Source organism: Mesorhizobium sp. RCAM 06353 (assembly GCF_059683585.1).
In genome coordinates this window covers 2752826-2768974 of the sequence record NZ_CM185031.1, presented here as the reverse complement: position 1 = coordinate 2768974, position 16149 = coordinate 2752826, and the positions used below count along the sequence as shown (strand labels likewise).

The 16149-nt window shown below is 64.6% G+C and carries 16 protein-coding genes; 11 read left to right on the top strand and 5 right to left on the bottom strand.

The features are described from left to right. Positions 1–83: 83 nt before the first annotated feature. The gene (locus AC56QX_RS13075; RefSeq protein WP_497116412.1) at positions 84–1070 is read left to right on the top strand and encodes a GlxA family transcriptional regulator; all 987 of its coding nucleotides are present in this window, start codon (positions 84–86) and stop codon (positions 1068–1070) included. A 17-nt stretch (positions 1071–1087) separates the two neighbouring features. Here the strand turns inward: AC56QX_RS13075 and AC56QX_RS13070 are convergent, their stop codons facing one another. Beyond that, positions 1088–1642 carry a sugar O-acetyltransferase gene (locus AC56QX_RS13070; protein ID WP_497116410.1) on the bottom strand — a complete coding sequence of 185 codons (555 nt, stop codon included), beginning with the start codon at positions 1640–1642 and terminating at the stop codon, positions 1088–1090. 139 nt (positions 1643–1781) lie between these two features. Here AC56QX_RS13070 and AC56QX_RS13065 point away from each other — a divergent pair, with 139 nt between their 5' ends. From AC56QX_RS13065 to AC56QX_RS13050, 4 genes are all read left to right on the top strand, one after another. Beyond that, complete coding sequence (locus tag AC56QX_RS13065) at positions 1782–2243, top strand: DUF4126 domain-containing protein (protein ID WP_497116409.1); 462 nt, start codon at positions 1782–1784, stop codon at positions 2241–2243. After that, positions 2240–3616: an FAD-containing oxidoreductase gene (locus AC56QX_RS13060; RefSeq protein ID WP_497116408.1), complete on the top strand. Its 1377-nt coding sequence runs from the start codon at positions 2240–2242 to the stop codon at positions 3614–3616. Before AC56QX_RS13065 ends, AC56QX_RS13060 begins: the two co-directional genes overlap by 4 nt. Before the next feature lie 109 nt (positions 3617–3725). Further along, positions 3726–4901: an MFS transporter gene (locus AC56QX_RS13055; protein ID WP_497116407.1), complete on the top strand. Its 1176-nt coding sequence runs from the start codon at positions 3726–3728 to the stop codon at positions 4899–4901. Positions 4902–4989: 88 nt separating this feature from the next. Further along, positions 4990–6045, top strand: coding sequence for a M14 family metallopeptidase (locus AC56QX_RS13050; RefSeq protein ID WP_497116406.1), 1056 nt, complete (start codon positions 4990–4992; stop codon positions 6043–6045). A gap of 1 nt (position 6046) precedes the next feature. On the opposite strand, the gene AC56QX_RS13045 is transcribed toward AC56QX_RS13050, so the two are convergent. After that, positions 6047–6817, bottom strand: a complete 771-nt coding sequence (locus AC56QX_RS13045) for an isocitrate lyase/PEP mutase family protein (protein ID WP_497116403.1) — start codon at positions 6815–6817, stop codon at positions 6047–6049. A 319-nt stretch (positions 6818–7136) separates the two neighbouring features. On the opposite strand from AC56QX_RS13045, the gene AC56QX_RS13040 reads away from it, so the two are divergent. Next, positions 7137–9326, top strand: coding sequence for an anthranilate synthase (locus AC56QX_RS13040; RefSeq protein WP_497116401.1), 2190 nt, complete (start codon positions 7137–7139; stop codon positions 9324–9326). A gap of 5 nt (positions 9327–9331) precedes the next feature. Further along, a complete protein-coding gene (locus AC56QX_RS13035; protein WP_497116398.1) occupies positions 9332–10279 on the top strand; it encodes a cation diffusion facilitator family transporter in 948 nt (315 codons plus the stop codon). Positions 10280–10436: 157 nt separating this feature from the next. Here AC56QX_RS13035 and AC56QX_RS13030 read toward each other — a convergent pair whose 3' ends face one another. Next, positions 10437–11540, bottom strand: a complete 1104-nt coding sequence (locus AC56QX_RS13030) for a hypothetical protein (protein ID WP_497116396.1) — start codon at positions 11538–11540, stop codon at positions 10437–10439. A 95-nt stretch (positions 11541–11635) separates the two neighbouring features. On the opposite strand from AC56QX_RS13030, the gene AC56QX_RS13025 reads away from it, so the two are divergent. The 4 genes from AC56QX_RS13025 (at position 11636) to AC56QX_RS13010 (ending at position 14541) form a co-directional block, all read left to right on the top strand. After that, positions 11636–12073, top strand: a complete 438-nt coding sequence (locus AC56QX_RS13025; protein WP_497116394.1) for a DsrE family protein — start codon at positions 11636–11638, stop codon at positions 12071–12073. A 63-nt stretch (positions 12074–12136) separates the two neighbouring features. Further along, positions 12137–12919, top strand: a complete 783-nt coding sequence (locus tag AC56QX_RS13020; RefSeq protein ID WP_497116392.1) for an SDR family NAD(P)-dependent oxidoreductase — start codon at positions 12137–12139, stop codon at positions 12917–12919. A 64-nt stretch (positions 12920–12983) separates the two neighbouring features. Further along, positions 12984–13292: a putative quinol monooxygenase gene (locus AC56QX_RS13015; protein ID WP_183462547.1), complete on the top strand. Its 309-nt coding sequence runs from the start codon at positions 12984–12986 to the stop codon at positions 13290–13292. Positions 13293–13359: 67 nt separating this feature from the next. Further along, positions 13360–14541: an AbrB family transcriptional regulator gene (locus AC56QX_RS13010; protein WP_497116390.1), complete on the top strand. Its 1182-nt coding sequence runs from the start codon at positions 13360–13362 to the stop codon at positions 14539–14541. Here the strand turns inward: AC56QX_RS13010 and AC56QX_RS13005 are convergent. Continuing rightward, a complete protein-coding gene (locus AC56QX_RS13005) occupies positions 14486–15565 on the bottom strand; it encodes an SIP domain-containing protein (RefSeq protein WP_497116388.1) in 1080 nt (359 codons plus the stop codon). The genes AC56QX_RS13010 and AC56QX_RS13005 overlap by 56 nt on opposite strands. 164 nt (positions 15566–15729) lie before the next feature. Further along, on the bottom strand, positions 15730–16059 hold the full coding sequence (locus AC56QX_RS13000) for a hypothetical protein (RefSeq protein WP_497116387.1): 330 nt from the start codon (positions 16057–16059) through the stop codon (positions 15730–15732). Positions 16060–16149: the final 90 nt, after the last annotated feature.

Here is a 16149-nt window from a genome sequence, read left to right as displayed (position 1 = left end):
CGGTCGATGAACGGCCAAAAGTGACCCGATTGACATCATTCGAAAGAATTGGGACAATCCATATCCAATTGCTGGAAATGCCCATGACCGCTCCGATCATCGCCGTCCTCGCCTTCGACGGCATCAGCCCGTTCCATCTTTCGGTGCCGTGCCTGGTGTTTGGCGAGGACAGGACCGCTCTCGGCCTGCCGCGCATCGAGTTCCGCATCTGTGCGCTTAAGGCCGGCCCCGTCCATACCGAAGCCGGGCTGACGGTTGCGGCGCCGCATGGGCTCGAAGGGCTCGACGGCGCGGACATCGTCATTGTCCCAAGCTGGCATCATCTCGACGAGCCGCCGTCGCCGCTGCTGGTGGCGGCGCTGCGCCAGGCGCACCGGCGCGGCGCGTTGATCGTCGGCCTGTGTCTCGGGACCTTTGCCGTCGCCGCTGCCGGGCTGCTTTCGGGACGCCGTGCCGCGACGCACTGGGCCTATTCCGAGCGGCTGCAGAAACTTCATCCCGACATCGCTGTCGATGCCACGGTGCTCTATGTCGACAATGGCGATGTCGTCACCTCGGCCGGCGTCGCCGCCGGGCTGGACTGCTGTCTCCACATCGTGCGCGCGCGCTATGGTGCGGAAGCAGCACTCCGGCTTGCCCGCCAGATTGTGCTGTCCCCGCATCGGCAGGGCGGGCAGGCACAGTTCATCGAGCATCCGGTGGCAAGAAGCGCGAACGCCGACCGTCTCACCCAGGCGCTCGACGCGGTGCGCGCCACGCTCGGTGAAACGCACAGCCTCGACAGCGTCGCCGAGGCCGCCGGCCTGACAAGGCGCACCTTCACCCGCCGTTTCCAGAAATCGATCGGCACCAGTTTTGGCGACTGGCTGACCAGCCAGCGCATCGAACTGGCGCAACGCCTGCTGGAAGCCACGGAGAAATCGATGGACATCGTTGCCTTCGAAGCCGGCTTCGGCAGCGCCACCTCGCTGCGCCAGCATTTCGCGGCAAGGCTTAGGACATCGCCGGCGCGGTATCGGCGGGAATTCTCCAGGCGGGTAGACCGGGACGAACGGGTGGCGCACGCCTGATCGCTTTCGAGAAGCACTCAGCGCTTAACTGGTTTCGCCGGATTGCCGACCACCGTCGTGTTGGCAGGCACGTCGCGCGTCACCACCGCACCGGCGCCGACGATGGCGCCCTCGCCGATGCTGACGCCGCCAAGGATGATGGCGCTGCCGCCGATCCAGGCATTGGCGCCGATCTCGACCGGCCTGGCGATTTCCAGCCCCGCCTGCCGCCCAGCGGCTTCCTTGTGGTGCTCGGCGCAATAGATCTGCACATTTGGGCCGAGCAGCGTTCCCTTGCCGATGCGCACGCTTGCCGTGTCGAGGATGGTGCAGCCGGCGTTGAGGAAAACGCGGTCACCGAGAAAAATGTTAAAACCATAAGCGCAGTGGAACGGTGCTTCGACCCGGGCGCCCTCGCCCACGCCGCCGAGCAATGCCTTCAGGTCCGGCCCGATATTGCCGCGTTGCCTGGGCGGCAATGAATTGTGATCGAACACGGCGTCGCGCGCGGTGACGCGCAAGGCCTCCAGCTCGTCATCGAGGCATGTGTACCATTCGCCGGCCGTCATCTTCGCGCGCTCGTTTCCAGCCATGGCGGGTCTCCAATTGACGTCGTCGCAAAGCATAGTTGCGGCCAGCAGAAAAGCGCCAATCCGAGTACTGGTCAAATATCGGACCTATGGTAGCCTGCCGTCTCAAGGCGTCCTTGCCGGGTGATCGAGGGGGATCAACATGCTCTATCTTCTTGCACTTCTGATCGGCGTCATTGCCGGCCTGCGCGCCATGACGGCGCCGGCCGCAGTCGCCTGGGGCGCGTATCTGGGCTGGCTGCCGGTTGCGGGCACCTGGGCGAGCTTCATGAGCCATTGGGCCGCTGTCGGCATCTTCACCATCCTCGCCATCGTCGAGCTTGTCACCGACCAGCTGCCGTCGACGCCGAGCCGCAAGGTGCCGCAGCAATTCGGTGCCCGCATCCTGCTTGGTGCCTTCAGCGGCGCGGTGATCGGCGCCACCGGTGGCGCCACCATCGGCGGCCTGATTGCCGGCGCCATCGGCGCTGTCATCGGCACCTATGGCGGCGCCGAAGCGCGCGGCCGGCTGGCGGCCGCCTTCGGCAAGGATCCGCCCGCCGCCTTCATCGAGGACGCTGTGGCGATCATCGGCGGTCTGCTGATCGTGGCGGCGGTGGCATGACGGCAAAAACCTACGACGCCATCATCATCGGCGCCGGCCAGGCCGGCACACCGCTCGCCGGCAGGCTGAACGCTGCTGGCATGAGCGTGGCACTGATCGAGCGCAAGCTGGTCGGCGGCACCTGCGTCAATACCGGCTGCATCCCGACCAAGACGATGGTGGCGAGCGCCTATGCCGCGCATCTGGCACGGCGCGCCGCCGACTATGGCGTGACGCTCAGTGGTCCCGTCGGCGTCGATTATAAGGCGATCAAGGCGCGCAAGGACAAGGTGTCGGGCGCCTCCCGCACCGGGCTGGAAAGCTGGATCGCCGGCATGGACAAATGCACGCTTTATCGCGGCCATGCGCGCTTCGAATCCGCCAACACCGTGCGCGTCGGCGATGACCTTTTGAGCGCCGAAAAGATCTTCCTCAACACCGGCGGCCGCGCCTCGGTGCCCGACCTGCCCGGCATCCACGACATCGACTATCTGACCAATTCCTCGATGATGGATCTCGACGTGCTGCCGCGCCACCTCATCGTCGTCGGCGGCAGCTACATCTCGCTCGAATTCGCACAGATGTTCCGCCGCTTCGGCTCGGACGTCACCGTCATCGAGAAAAGCCCGCGCCTGACCGGTCGTGAGGACGAGGACGTCTCGGCCACCATCCTGTCGATCCTCGAGAACGAAGACATCGCGGTCCATGTCGGCGCCGACGACATCGGCTTCGCCAAACAAGGTACCGACATCGCCGTAACCTTCTCGGCCGGCAAACCGCCGGCAGTCGGCTCGCATGTGCTGCTGGCGCTGGGACGCACTCCCAACACCGACGATCTCGGCCTCGATAAGGCCGGCGTCGAAATCGACAAGCGCGGCTTCGTTATTGTCGACGACCAATTGCGCACCAGCGTGCCCGGCATCTGGGCGATGGGCGACTGCAACGGCAAGGGTGCCTTCACCCACACCTCCTACAACGACTACGAGATCGTCGCCGCCAATCTGCTCGACAATGATCCGCGCAGGGTCAGCGACCGCATCGAGGCCTACGCGCTCTACATCGACCCGCCGCTCGGCCGCTGCGGCATGACCGAGGCGGCGGTGAAGAAATCCGGACGCCGCGCGCTGGTCGGCCAGCGGCCGATGACCCGTGTCGGCCGCGCGGTCGAAAAGGGCGAGACGCAAGGCTTCATGAAGATCCTCGTCGATGCCGACACCAGGGAGATCCTCGGCTGTTCGGTGCTTGGCCCCGGCGGCGACGAGGCGGTGCATTGCGTGCTCGATTTGATGTACGCCAAGGCACCGGTCGACACGCTGGCGCGCGCGGTGCACATCCATCCCACCGTCTCGGAGCTGCTGCCCACGATTGCGCAGGAGTTGAAGCCGCTGGCCTGACACTTCGAGCTCTGGACTTTCTGCATCGGTGCATTGCAGCAATGTGCATTGCGCATAGCTCAACTCCTCGCGCAATCTCTGGATTGAACCGATTCAGTCTGGACGCCCCATGCCTTTGCCGATCCTTGCGCTTGCCATTGCGTCCTTCTGCATCGGCACCACCGAATTCGTCATCATGGGCCTGTTGCCGGAGGTCGCCGCCGACCTCGGCGTGTCGATCCCTTCGGCAGGCCTGCTGGTCACCGGCTATGCGCTGGGCGTCGTCTTCGGCGCGCCGATCGTCGCCATGGCCACCGCGCATTTGCCGCGCAAGCCTGTGCTGGTAGGGCTGACCGCTTCGTTCGTCGTCGGCAATCTGTTCTGCGCCATAGCGCCTGACTATTGGACATTGATGGCCGCGCGCGTCTTCACCGCTTTTGGCCACGGCGCGTTCTTCGGCATCGGCTCGGTCGTCGCTGCCAGCCTGGTGCCGCGCAACAAGCGGGCCAGCGCCATGGCGCTGATGTTCGCCGGACTGACGCTTTCCAACATTCTGGGCGTTCCCGCCGGCACGGCACTTGGCGAAGCTTTCGGCTGGCGCTCCACATTCTTCGCCGTGGTCGGCATCGGCCTGATCTCGGTCGCTGCCATCGCCTGGCTGGTGCCGTCCGATGTCGCGGAACCAAGCGGCGGCGGGCTGCGCGGCGAGTTGCGGGTGCTGGGTAAATTGCAGGTCTGGCTGGCGATGCTGATCGCCTCGCTGGCCTCGGCCAGCCTGTTTGCCGTCTTCACCTACATCAAACCCTACCTCACCGAGGTCTCCGGCCTGTCGACCTCTGCGGTCACCTGGGTGCTGCTGCTGTTCGGCGCCGGCATGACCATCGGCAACATCATCGGCGGCCGGCTGGCGGACTGGAAGCTGATGCCGACGGTCATCGGCACGCTGCTGTTGATGGCGGTGTTGTTCGTCGGTTTCATGCAGTTCGGGGCGATTGCCAGCGTCGCCATCGGCATCGTCTTCCTGTGGGGCCTGCTCATCTTCGTCGTCGTGCCGCCGCTGCAGATCCGCGTCGTCGAGGCGGCTTCCGAAGGACCGAACCTTGCCGCCACGCTGAACCAGGGCGCCTTCAATGTCGGCAATGCCAGCGGCGCCTGGATCGGCGGCGTGGCGCTTTCGGCCGGCGTTTCCTACGCCCACCTGCCGCTGGTCGGCGCGGTGCTCGCTTTGCTGGCGGTCACCGTCGCGGTAACCTCGCAAGCACTAGACCGGCGGGCACCCGTTCCGCTTCAGGCTGCCGCGGAGTAACCTCTTGCGCCCATAGCGCGGCCGGCTGGACCAATCGACATCGATAGCCTCAAATGGGCATGTCTTCTTGCTCTTGATGGAGGAAGTCATGCAGAAATCGATCGAACGCATTGCCGGTGACAGCGAGGGCGTTTCGTACGAATTCCCCGTGTTCCGCTTCGCAGGTGCCGACAAGGCGGCACCCTCGGCCTATCTGCAGGCGGCCCTCCATGCCGGCGAACTGCCGGGCGTCGTCGCCATCGACGCGCTGATGCCGGCGCTGAACAAGGCCGCGGCCGAGGGCCGCATCAACGGCAACATCACCATCGTGCCCTGGGCCAACCCGATCGGCCGCGCGCAATATCATTTCGGCGAACACCAGGGCCGCTTTCACCTGGGCACCCGCACCAATTTCAACCGCGCCTTTCCGCTGCTAGCCGCGCCCGACGCCAAGCTCTTGCCCGACACCAGCTTTGGCGGCGCCGACCAGCGGCTGAAGTCACGCTTGGTGCAACTGTCGCTCGGCCACGACATCGTGCTCGACCTGCACTGCGACGACGAAGGCCTTGCCTATCTCTACATCCACACCAGCCTGTGGCCGGCCATGGCCGATTGCGCCGCCGCCATGGGCGTCGACGCGGTCGTGCTGTGGAGCGAGGACAGCGACGGCACCTTCGAAGGCGCCTCGATCATGCCCTACCAGAACGTTCCCGCCGACGTGGCGAAGTTCGACCGCCGTGTCGCCACCACGGTCGAATATCGCGGTATCCTCGATGTCGATGGCGCGCTGGCTAGCGCTGATGCCGAAGGCCTCTACAGGTTGCTGGTGGCCCGCGGCGTGGTCACCGACAGCGCCCTGCCTGCGCCCGGTCCTTTCAAGGGTGTCGTCGCTCCCTTGGAAAACATCGACATGATGCCGGCACCCCGGGCCGGCGCTGTGCTCTATGACGTGAAGCCCGGCGACCGCGTCGCCAGGGGCGATCGCCTTGCCATCATCGTCCATGCGCCGGGCGAAGCCGATGGCCGCACGGAAGTGTTCGCGCCACAGGACGGCCTCATCCTGACCCGCCGCTCGCGCCGCATCATCCGCGCCGGCGAGGATCTTTTGAAACTGGTCGGCGACAGGAAGAGCGCCGACGCCAGGTCGGGGACGCTGGAGGACTGACCTAACCGGAAATGGCCAGCCGCGCCTTCGCCTCCAGCCATTCCGCCATCTGCCGATATGGCACAGGGCCGTGGCTGATGCGGGCGACGCCGAGTTCGGCCAGCCGCTGGCGCGGCGGCACATGCGCCAGCGCTATGATGTTGACCGGCAGGTTCGTCGACTTGCAGAGCGTCTCGATCAGTCCCTCGTCGCCAAGGCCCGGCGCGAAAAGGCCATTCGCTCCGGCCTTTTCATAGGCCTGCGCCCGCTCGATGGCCTGGTCGAGCAGTTCGTCGTCATGCGCGTCCGGCTTCGCCTTGAGAAAAATGTCGGTGCGTGCGTTTAGGAAAGCCGGTATGCCGGAAGCCTTCACGGCAGCGGCGGCGGCTTCGATGCGCTCTACCTGGACTGTGATATCGTGCAGGCCGCTGCCGCCGACGATCTGGTCTTCGAAATTGAAACCGATGGCGCCGGCGCGCAACGCCAACGTCACCGTGCGAGCAACGAATTCCGGATCGACTCCGTAGCCGCCTTCGAGGTCCATGGTCACCGGCAGGTCGACCGCCGCGACGATGCGCTTGATGTTGTCGAGCGCCAGTTCCAGCGGGATTTTCTCGCCATCCGCGTAGCCAAAGGCGGCCGCCACCGGCCAGCTTCCGGTGGCGATCGCCTTGGCGCCGGCTTTCTCGACGATCTTGGCCGAGCCCGGATCCCAGGCATTGTAGAGAACGATCGGGTTGCCCTTGACGTGAAGGGAATGGAAAGTCCGCGCACGCTCGGCCTGGTCGGTCATTGGTGTTTTCCCGTCTTGGTATTGTTGAAAATGCAGCCTAGTCGGGACCGCCAGCCCTGGCGATGTGCCATGAGCTCGAGAAGCGGCGGCCACCGGACAGCCTTTCAAACCTGTTGCGCATCCCGCTTTTCGCCGCTATGGATTTCGCCATGAACATGCGTTCGACCAAGACCATTTGGTGGTGGGCCTGCTGACAGCGGCCTGTTCGAACGCGCGTGCGTGAAAAGAGAGGGTGGCCGCAACGGAAAGTCCGGGCGGCCATTTGTTTTTTCCAAGCCAGTCCCGGGTCTGTTGCCCCAACAAGCTGATGGAGACGGCAATGACGATGAAGGTTCTGGAAAACGGCGCTGAAAGCTTCGTGACCGCGGGTGGCATCACCATCACCCGTGAGCGCCACGACCGGCCCTACGCAGGCGCGATCGACACCTATGTCGATGGCTTGAACTCCCGCCGGGGCGCAGTGTTTTCCTCGAATTACGAATATCCCGGCCGCTACACGCGCTGGGACACCGCCATCATCGATCCGCCTTTGGTCATCTCGGCGCGCGGCCGCGCCATGCGCATCGAGGCGCTGAACGGTCGTGGCGAGGCGCTGTTGCCGGTCATCGGCAAGACGCTGGGCGGCCTTGCCGACATCACCATCGCCGAGACAACGAAGACGCTGATCCGCCTCGACGTCGCCAAGCCCGGCCGTGTCTTCACCGAGGAGGAGCGCAGCCGCGTTCCTTCGGTGTTTACCGTGCTGCGTGCCATCACTGCTTTGTTCAAAACCGCTGAAGATGCCAATCTCGGCCTCTATGGCGCCTTCGGTTACGACCTCGCCTTCCAGTTCGACCCGGTCGACTACAGGCTCGAGCGCAAGCCAAGCCAGCGTGACCTCGTCCTGTTCCTGCCCGACGAGATCCTGGTCGTCGACCATTATTCGGCCAAGGCCTGGACCGACCGCTACGACTATTCAGGCGAGGGGTTTTCGACCGAAGGCCTGTCGCGCGACGAAATCGCCGAGCCGTTCAAGACCGCCGACCGCATCCCGCCACGCGGCGACCACGAGCCCGGCGAGTATGCCAATCTGGTGCGCAAGGCGATGGATAGCTTCAAGCGCGGTGATCTGTTCGAGGTCGTGCCCGGGCAGATGTTCTACGAGCGCTGCGAGACACAGCCCTCCGAGATTTCGCGCAAGCTGAAGTCGATCAACCCCTCGCCCTATTCCTTCTTCATCAATCTCGGCGAAGGCGAATATCTGATCGGCGCCTCGCCGGAAATGTTCGTGCGCGTCAACGGCCGCCGTGTCGAGACCTGCCCGATCTCCGGCACCATCAAGCGCGGCGACGATGCGATTTCGGATAGCGAGCAGATCCTGAAGCTGCTCAATTCCAAGAAGGACGAATCCGAGCTCACAATGTGCTCGGACGTCGACCGCAACGACAAATCGCGGGTCTGCGAACCGGGCTCGGTGCGCGTCATCGGCCGGCGCCAGATCGAGATGTATTCGCGCCTGATCCACACCGTGGACCACATCGAGGGCCGGCTGCGTGAAGGCATGGATGCGTTCGATGCCTTCCTGTCGCACGCCTGGGCGGTCACCGTCACCGGTGCGCCGAAACTGTGGGCCATGCGCTTCATCGAGCAGAATGAGAAGAGCCCGCGCGCCTGGTATGGCGGCGCCATCGGCATGGTCAATTTCAACGGCGACATGAACACCGGCCTGACCTTGCGCACCATCCGCATCAAGGATGGCATCGCCGAGGTGCGCGCCGGCGCCACATTGCTGTTCGACAGCATCCCCGAGGAAGAAGAAGCCGAAACCGAATTGAAGGCATCCGCCATGCTCTCCGCCATCCGCGACGCTAAATTGGGCAATGCCGCCAGCACCGAGCGCACAACCGCGCGCGTCGGCGACGGCGTCAACATCCTGCTCGTCGACCACGAGGACTCCTTCGTCCACACGCTGGCCAACTACTTCCGCCAGACCGGCGCCAATGTCTCGACCGTGCGCACGCCGGTGCCTGAGGAAGTGTTCGAGCGGCTGAAGCCGGACCTGGTTGTGCTCTCACCCGGACCGGGCACGCCGAAGGATTTTGACTGCGCCGCGACCATCAGACGAGCGCGCGCCCGCGACCTGCCGATCTTCGGCGTCTGCCTTGGCTTGCAGGCGCTGGCCGAGGCCTATGGCGGGGAGTTGCGCCAGCTGCATATTCCCATGCATGGCAAGCCGTCGCGCATCCGCGTCTCCAAGCCGGGCATCATCTTCTCCGGCCTGCCCAAGGAAGTCACCGTCGGCCGCTACCATTCGATCTTTGCCGATCCGGTGCGGCTGCCCGATGATTTCATTGTCACCGCCGAGACCGAAGACGGCATCATCATGGCCTTCGAGCACCGCAAGGAGCCGATCGCCGCGGTGCAGTTCCACCCGGAATCGATCATGACGCTCGGCCACAATGCCGGCATGCGCATTATCGAGAACATCGTCGCCCACTTGCCGCGTAAAGCCAAGGAAAAGGCAGCCTGACCTCGATGGCCGAAGCCGAGAACACGATGGCGATCGCCGCCAAGGCGGCCGCGAAGCGCAAGGTCGCCAACCTTGCCTTCTGGTCGATCGTGATCGCTTTTGTCGTGTTCGGCCTGAAGCTCGTCGCCTGGTACGTCACCGGCTCGGTCGCACTCTATTCCGATGCGCTGGAATCGATCGTCAACGTCATTGCTTCTGTCGCCGCGTTCTGGGCGATCCAGGTCAGCTACAAGCCGGCCGATCAGGATCACCCCTTCGGCCACCACAAGGCCGAGTATTTTTCGGCGGTGCTGGAAGGCGTGCTGATCGTGCTCGCGGCCTTGCTGATCCTCAACGAGGTCTGGCGCTCCTGGCAGGCGCCGGCGCCGCTGGAAAAGCCCTGGAACGGTCTTGCCGTCAACGGCGTCGCCACGGTCATCAATGCTTTCTGGGCCTGGACGCTGATCCGCGCCGGACGGGCCGAGAAATCGCCGGCGCTGGTCGCCGACGGCAATCACATCATGACCGACGTCGTCACCTCGATCGGCGTCTTCGGCGGCCTGGTCGGAGCAATCCTGACCGGCTGGCAGATCCTCGATCCGGCGCTCGCTGTCCTCGTCGCGCTCAACATCCTGTGGCAGGGTTGGCATGTCATCGGCTCGTCGATGAACGGCCTGATGGACCGCGCCGTCGACACCGCCGAACACATGCGCATCCGCGATGTCATCTCGGCCAACTGCAAGGGCGCGCTGGAGGTGCATGACCTCAAAACCCGCATCGCCGGCCGCGCCACCTTCATCGAGTTCCATCTGGTCGTCGACGCCGACATGACGGTCGGCGCCAGCCACGTCATCTGCGACCGCATCGAGGACGCGCTAAAGGCCGAAATCCCCTCGGTGCGCGTCACCATCCATGTCGAGCCCGACGACGAGGCCAAGCTGCCGAAGGGCACGACGGCGGTGCCGTTTGCTTAGCCTTTGCGCCGGCGTGAGGCCTGTCGAGATTCAGGTCAGGCCGAGCCGAGAATGGTGGCTTCTGAGAACCGGAGCGGAGCGTACTTAAAATACGTGAGCACCGGAAGCGCAGGAAGCCGCCCTTCGCAGGCCGGCATCACCTGAATATCGGCAGGCCTCAAGGGGCGCAGGCCGATTGCGGCATTGGCTCCAGCCGATAGACCTTGTCGTCCGACTTCGTCTTGCCGTCGGCGGCCTTCGAGCAGAGATCGACGATTGCCAGGCTGCTGTTGGGATTGGCCAGCATCATCATGCCGTCGGCGCCGCGCTTGAGGAAGATTTCCTTCTGCGCGATGTCGCAGGAGAAATCGCTCATCTTCGAGCTCGCGGCACAGCGCCATTGGTCGGCCTCGCCCTGGCAGGAATAGGTCTGCGTGACCTTGCCCGACTTCAGCCTGGTGGTGACCGAAACGGCGATGTCGGCGCCATCAGGCCAATTGGCAACGTCACCGCCCGAAGCGTAGGAAGCGAGTTCCACAGGCCCGCGGAACACCCGGATCGACTGCGTCAGCTGGTTGGGATGCGAGCTCATATGCGCCGCATCGTAATCGCGGCCATAGCAGAAGGGCTGGTCGGGCTTCAGCCGCTCGCGCAGCGGCGCCCCAAGCGCCGGATCGATCGGATCGATGCGCGCGAACTCCGCCTTGCAGGTCGCGGCCGGCATCGGGTCGAGGCGGAAATTGTCGTCCTCGCTGCCGAGCGCCTGCCTGTCATATTCCGCCTTGCCGAGTTGTTCCTCCGAGTCCGGGTCGAGGTAGATGTCGGGCGACAGGTCGGACAGCAGCACCCGGCCCTTGTCGTCGACCTTCAGCGACGCCAGCGTGCGATCGCAATCCATGCCGCAACGGATCGGGCCTGATGTCCCATCCTCGGATTCGTGATTGCACCAGCCGCTTGCCCATTGCGGCGCCTTGGCACCGCGCACCGTCGTGGTGACGAAGCCATTGTAGGAGGTGTCGGAATTGGCGGTCGGTTCCTCGTTCGGCCGGCTGACCGGGTCATGGCCGTAATAGAAGAAAATCCGCGCCACCTTCTGCTTCGGATGCGCCTTGAGATGGGCCGCGTCATAGATCCGGCCGAAACAGGCGTCGGCCCCGTTCGGGCTCAGTTCCTTGAGTTTAAGCGCATCATCGGCGACAGCCGTGCCCGCCAGCAGACCAAGCAACACGACGCCAAATCCGGCGCTGGCAATCGTCTTCCATTCCCCTACCCTGAACGTCATGTGACCTCTCCTCGCATCGACAGGACGTAGCGTCAATTTATGCTAGTATTGCGGCCGGAGCCACGCAAATTGCGGTGAAATCCAAGGAGGATGCCATGCGCCGGCGCGACATGTTCCGCGCGGTTCTTGCCGGGACCGGAACGTTTCTTGGCTTGCGGGTTGTGCAGGCAGCGGCCACGGAAACCACACGGCTGAAGGTCGCCTATCACCTCAGCGATCTCGACAAGGTCAATTTCGTGCTCGGCAACATCAAGAACCACTATGAGGGCACCGGCGGCAATGTCGACATCGTGCTGGTCGTGCATGGCCCGGCCCTGGCTGCCTTCAAGTCGAAGGGCATATCGGCCGCGGTCTCCGGCCGCTTCGCCGGCCTGGTGCAGCAGGGGCTCGAGCCGCAGGCCTGCGCCAACACCATGCAAGGCATGGACATTTCGCTCGCCGACCTGCTCGCCGGTTTCCATGCCGCCGACAAGGGCGGGGTCGTCAAGCTCGCCGAACTGCAAAGCCAGGGCTATGCCTATCTCCGGCCATAGTGCACAGTCTTGACTCCGGGGCTGGGAACGGCTGGTCTCGTTGAACCCTCCGGAGGACCAGCAGTGCCCGCCACGACCGCGCTTACCATCCCCGATCTCGCCGGCAAGGCGGTACTGGTCACCGGCGCCTCGACCGGCATAGGTGCTGCGCTCGCGCTGGCCTATGCCGCGCAGAAATCCAGGGTGGCGCTGCACTACAATTCGAGCCGCGATGCCGCCGAGAAGTTGGCCAAAACCATTGCCGACAATGGCGGCGAGGTCTTCCTCGTCCAGGGCGATTTTTCCGTCCCCGCCGATGTCGAACGCGTCGTCGAGAAGAGCGCCGAGAAATTCGGCCGTCTCGACGGGCTGGTCAACAATGCCGGCGGCATGCTCGGCCGCGTGCCCTATGCCGAGCAGACCGAGGCGCATTACGACGCGGTGATGGACCTCAACGCGCGTTCGGTGCTGACGGCTTCACGCAAGGCGATCCCGTGGCTGAAGAAGCAGGGCGGCTTCATCGTCAACACCTCGTCAATCGCCGCGCGCAATGGTGCCGGCGGCGGCGCCGGTCTCTACGGTTCGGCCAAGGCCTTCGTCTCCAACGTGACGCGCGGCATGGCCAAGGAACTGATCGGCTTCGGCATCCGCGTCAACGCCGTGGCGCCCGGCACGATCCTCACACCCTTTCACGAACGCTATTCGACCGACGAGCAGATCAAGGGCATGGTCGCCACCATTCCGCAGGGGCGCGCCGGCACGGCTGAAGACTGCGTCGGCGCCTATCTGTTTCTCTCGTCCGATCTGTTGAGCGGCTACATCACCGGCCAGGTGATCGAGGTGAATGGCGGCCAGTTGATGCCGTGACCGGCTATCTGCATACTGAAAGCCCGCATACTCTTGTCGGAGACTTTGAAGGGGAGACAACAGAATGTACGGACTGATCGGCAAGATGCGGGCATCGCGCGGCCAGCGCGACGCGGTCATGGACGTCCTGCGCGCCAGCACCGGCGCCCTGCCGGGTTGCTTGAGCTATATCATTGCCCGCGACCCCGCGGATGCCGATGCGATCTGGGTCACCGAAGTGTGGACGGACGCCGAAAGCCACAAGGCCTCGCTGCAGCTTCCGGAAGTCCAGGCGGCTATCGCCAAGGCACGCCCCTTCATCGCCGGCTTCGAGTTCCAGGTGGAGACCCATCCTGTCGGCGGCTTTGGCTTGGCTGACGGCAAGACGGGCTGAGGCCTGCGAGCAGCTTTTTCCGCACGGCGGGGTTCGCATCGCCCCGCTTCGCGTCTAAGACCGGAAAATGGATTCCTCGGCCCAGCAGCCACCTCCTGACCAGCCCGCCACCGAGCGCATGGCGCGGATAGGCAGGCCCTGGCAATGGCTGATCCTGCTCACCATCTCCGCCCTGTTCGCCGGCGCGCTCGAATTCGCCGCTCTGCCGGCGGCGCTGCTGATCGGGCCGATGCTGGCGGCCATCGTCGCAGGCACCAATGGCGCCACGGTACGCGTGCCGCGCCTGCTGTTCGGCTCCGCCCAGGCCATTGTCGGCTGCCTCGTCGCCGCGTCGATCTCGGCTGACATCTTTCCCGCCTTCTACCAGGAGTGGCCGCTGTTCCTTGGCGTGGTGATCGCCACGGTCGCGGCCTCCAGCCTGCTTGGCTGGCTGATCAGTCGTTGGCGCATCCTGCCCGGCACCACCGCCGTCTGGGGCTCCTCGCCGGGTGCAGCCACCGCCATGGTGCTGATGGCTGGTGCATTCGGCGCCGATCAGCGGCTCGTCGCCTTCATGCAGTATCTGCGCGTCATCTTCGTCTCGATGACGGCGGCGATCGTCGCCAAGATGTGGGTCGACACGTCGGGCATTGAAATCCCGCCCATCATCTGGTTTCCGCCGATCGATGCCCAAGCCTTCGCGGCCACCATCGGCATCGCAGTCGTAGGTGGAGTGGCGGGAAAGCTGTGCCGGCTGCCCTCGCCCTTTTTCCTTGGCACCTTCATCTTCGGCGCCGTCATCCATCTTGGCCTTGGCGTCGAGATGCAATTGCCGCCATGGCTGCTGGCAATCAGCTACGCCATGGTCGGCTGGTCGATCGGGCTGAACTTCACCAGGCCGATCCTGCGCCATGCAACGCGCGCGCTGCCGCAGATCATCGCCTCGATCGTGGCGCTGATCGCCTTTTGCGGCGGGCTCGCCTTCCTGATCAGCCATCTCCTGGGCATCGATCCGCTGACCGCCTATCTGGCGACCAGCCCCGGCGGCATGGACAGCGTCGCCATCATCGCCGCCGCGGCGCAGAACGTCGACATCTCCTTCGTCATGGCGCTGCAATCGGCGCGCTTCCTGATCGTGCTGCTGGTCGGCCCAAGCGTTGCGCGGCTGGTGGCCAGAAGCATCCGGACTGACCTGCTTCAGCGCCATCGGTGCCTCATTCGTCGCCGCCCCCGTTCTCGCCCGGCGCACCGCGGCGCCAATAGGCGGTGACCAGATGCCTGTCGCGCGGCAGGCCCCACTCCTTGCGCGCGATCTTGCGGATCTGGCGGAAGTCGGTGAATTCGCATCCCGCCCACACGAAGAGACCATCGGCAAGCGCGGCGTGGCTGCGCTCCCTGAGCGCGGCGGGCAGCAGGCCGGCGGCGCCGGCTTGGCGGCCCTGCCGGTAGAGCCAGGCGATGTCGATATTATCCCCTTGCGGCAGCGCGATCCGGTCATCCGGACCATCGACCTCAATCAGCGCCTCGGCGCGGGTCGACGGCGGCAGGCGCTCGAGGATCCTGCCGATAGCGGGCAGCGCGGTGTCATCGCCGACGAGAAGCAGGGTCCGCGCCTCCGGCGCATCGCCGCCGCTGGGTCCGATCATGCCGATCACGTCTCCCGCCCGAGCATTCTGCGCGAAGGCGGCGGCCGGCGTATCCTGGCCGGGATGCAGCACGAAATCGACATCGAGCCAGCCCCTTGCCGCATCGATCGCCCGGATCGTGTAGACCCGCACGGTGAGCGCGTCCTCGCCCGCGGGCCAGACAAGCAGGCCGTCAGTGCCTATCGAGGGCCAGACCGGCCGCCGGCCGCGCGGCGGCAACAGCAACCGCATATGCAGGCCGCCATGGGCGAAGCGGCCGAGATCAATGCCGGCGAAGCGCAGGCGCTGCATGTGCGGCGAGATCCGTGTCGACGACATCACCGTGATCTCACGGAAGAAGACCGGCGTGCCGGCATCGCTGCCGTCGCCTTGCCAGCACAATCCACTGGCCGTGCCGAGATGCTGGGCGACATGGCCGGCAACCGTCATCTTCATGTAGGACAGACAGGTTTCGTCCGTAGCCGCAACGCGGATCAGCATGGCATCGCCTTCGAGCGTGGCGCTCAACGACCCGTAATACAGGCGAAGATCCCAGCGATCGGCAGCGCCGGTTTCGATCTCGAACTCGCCGTGCTCGGCGCGCAGATGCTCGATCGCCGATCTGATCGCCTCATTACTGATGCGGGTTTGCGCGCTCAACTGGTCCATCGCTCAAATCCTTCGATAGCGGTTTCAAACGAAGCCACCGAAAGATCAGGCCTCGTCGCATCTCCGGGCATGCCACAGCGCCGCCGGGGTTTCCACAGCAAACATGACTTAAGTAATCATATTTTTCCCGGGCACCGAACAGGACCCTATCTGCAACCTGTCTTTCATCCGTCGGCTGGGGAATAGCCGCCGTTGAAGCGGCCGAACATGCGTGCGGTCATCACGCCCATGATGAGGGTGCCCAGCCCCAGCGCGACAACATCAGCCGTGGATCGCAGGTCGAAATCTCCGACTCGGATCACCAGGAGATAGCCGATAGCGAGGTTCAGAGATCCCCACAGCACGTTCACGGTCGAGGAGGAATGGCCCTGCCCGCGCGGCTTGGCGAAGGGGCTTTGGAAAGACCGCCCCATCACGCCACTGACGAAATGCGGCACGGCATTCGTCAGCACGCCGCCACCGAAGAAATAGGACAGATAGTCGATCCATTGCATTTTTCAGGCACTCCCTTTTGCCAAGAGATCGAGGATGTCCCGCGTCGTGCCGCTTTCGCTTCACATCTGGAAATCACAAAGCCGTGCCCC

What these genes read in the sequence shown, in the direction of transcription:
- AC56QX_RS13055 (WP_497116407.1), top strand. Translation starts at nt 3,726, where the DNA reads ATGCCTTTGCCGATCCTTGCGCTTGCCATTGCGTCCTTCTGCATCGGC.
- AC56QX_RS13030 (WP_497116396.1), bottom strand. Translation starts at nt 11,540, where the DNA reads ATGACGTTCAGGGTAGGGGAATGGAAGACGATTGCCAGCGCCGGATTT.
- AC56QX_RS13015 (WP_183462547.1), top strand. Translation starts at nt 12,984, where the DNA reads ATGTACGGACTGATCGGCAAGATGCGGGCATCGCGCGGCCAGCGCGAC.
- AC56QX_RS13025 (WP_497116394.1), top strand. Translation starts at nt 11,636, where the DNA reads ATGCGCCGGCGCGACATGTTCCGCGCGGTTCTTGCCGGGACCGGAACG.
- AC56QX_RS13035 (WP_497116398.1), top strand. Translation starts at nt 9,332, where the DNA reads ATGGCCGAAGCCGAGAACACGATGGCGATCGCCGCCAAGGCGGCCGCG.
- AC56QX_RS13060 (WP_497116408.1), top strand. Translation starts at nt 2,240, where the DNA reads ATGACGGCAAAAACCTACGACGCCATCATCATCGGCGCCGGCCAGGCC.
- AC56QX_RS13045 (WP_497116403.1), bottom strand. Translation starts at nt 6,817, where the DNA reads ATGACCGACCAGGCCGAGCGTGCGCGGACTTTCCATTCCCTTCACGTC.
- AC56QX_RS13005 (WP_497116388.1), bottom strand. Translation starts at nt 15,565, where the DNA reads ATGGACCAGTTGAGCGCGCAAACCCGCATCAGTAATGAGGCGATCAGA.
- AC56QX_RS13075 (WP_497116412.1), top strand. Translation starts at nt 84, where the DNA reads ATGACCGCTCCGATCATCGCCGTCCTCGCCTTCGACGGCATCAGCCCG.
- AC56QX_RS13000 (WP_497116387.1), bottom strand. Translation starts at nt 16,059, where the DNA reads ATGCAATGGATCGACTATCTGTCCTATTTCTTCGGTGGCGGCGTGCTG.
- AC56QX_RS13010 (WP_497116390.1), top strand. Translation starts at nt 13,360, where the DNA reads ATGGATTCCTCGGCCCAGCAGCCACCTCCTGACCAGCCCGCCACCGAG.
- AC56QX_RS13050 (WP_497116406.1), top strand. Translation starts at nt 4,990, where the DNA reads ATGCAGAAATCGATCGAACGCATTGCCGGTGACAGCGAGGGCGTTTCG.
- AC56QX_RS13040 (WP_497116401.1), top strand. Translation starts at nt 7,137, where the DNA reads ATGACGATGAAGGTTCTGGAAAACGGCGCTGAAAGCTTCGTGACCGCG.
- AC56QX_RS13065 (WP_497116409.1), top strand. Translation starts at nt 1,782, where the DNA reads ATGCTCTATCTTCTTGCACTTCTGATCGGCGTCATTGCCGGCCTGCGC.
- AC56QX_RS13070 (WP_497116410.1), bottom strand. Translation starts at nt 1,642, where the DNA reads ATGGCTGGAAACGAGCGCGCGAAGATGACGGCCGGCGAATGGTACACA.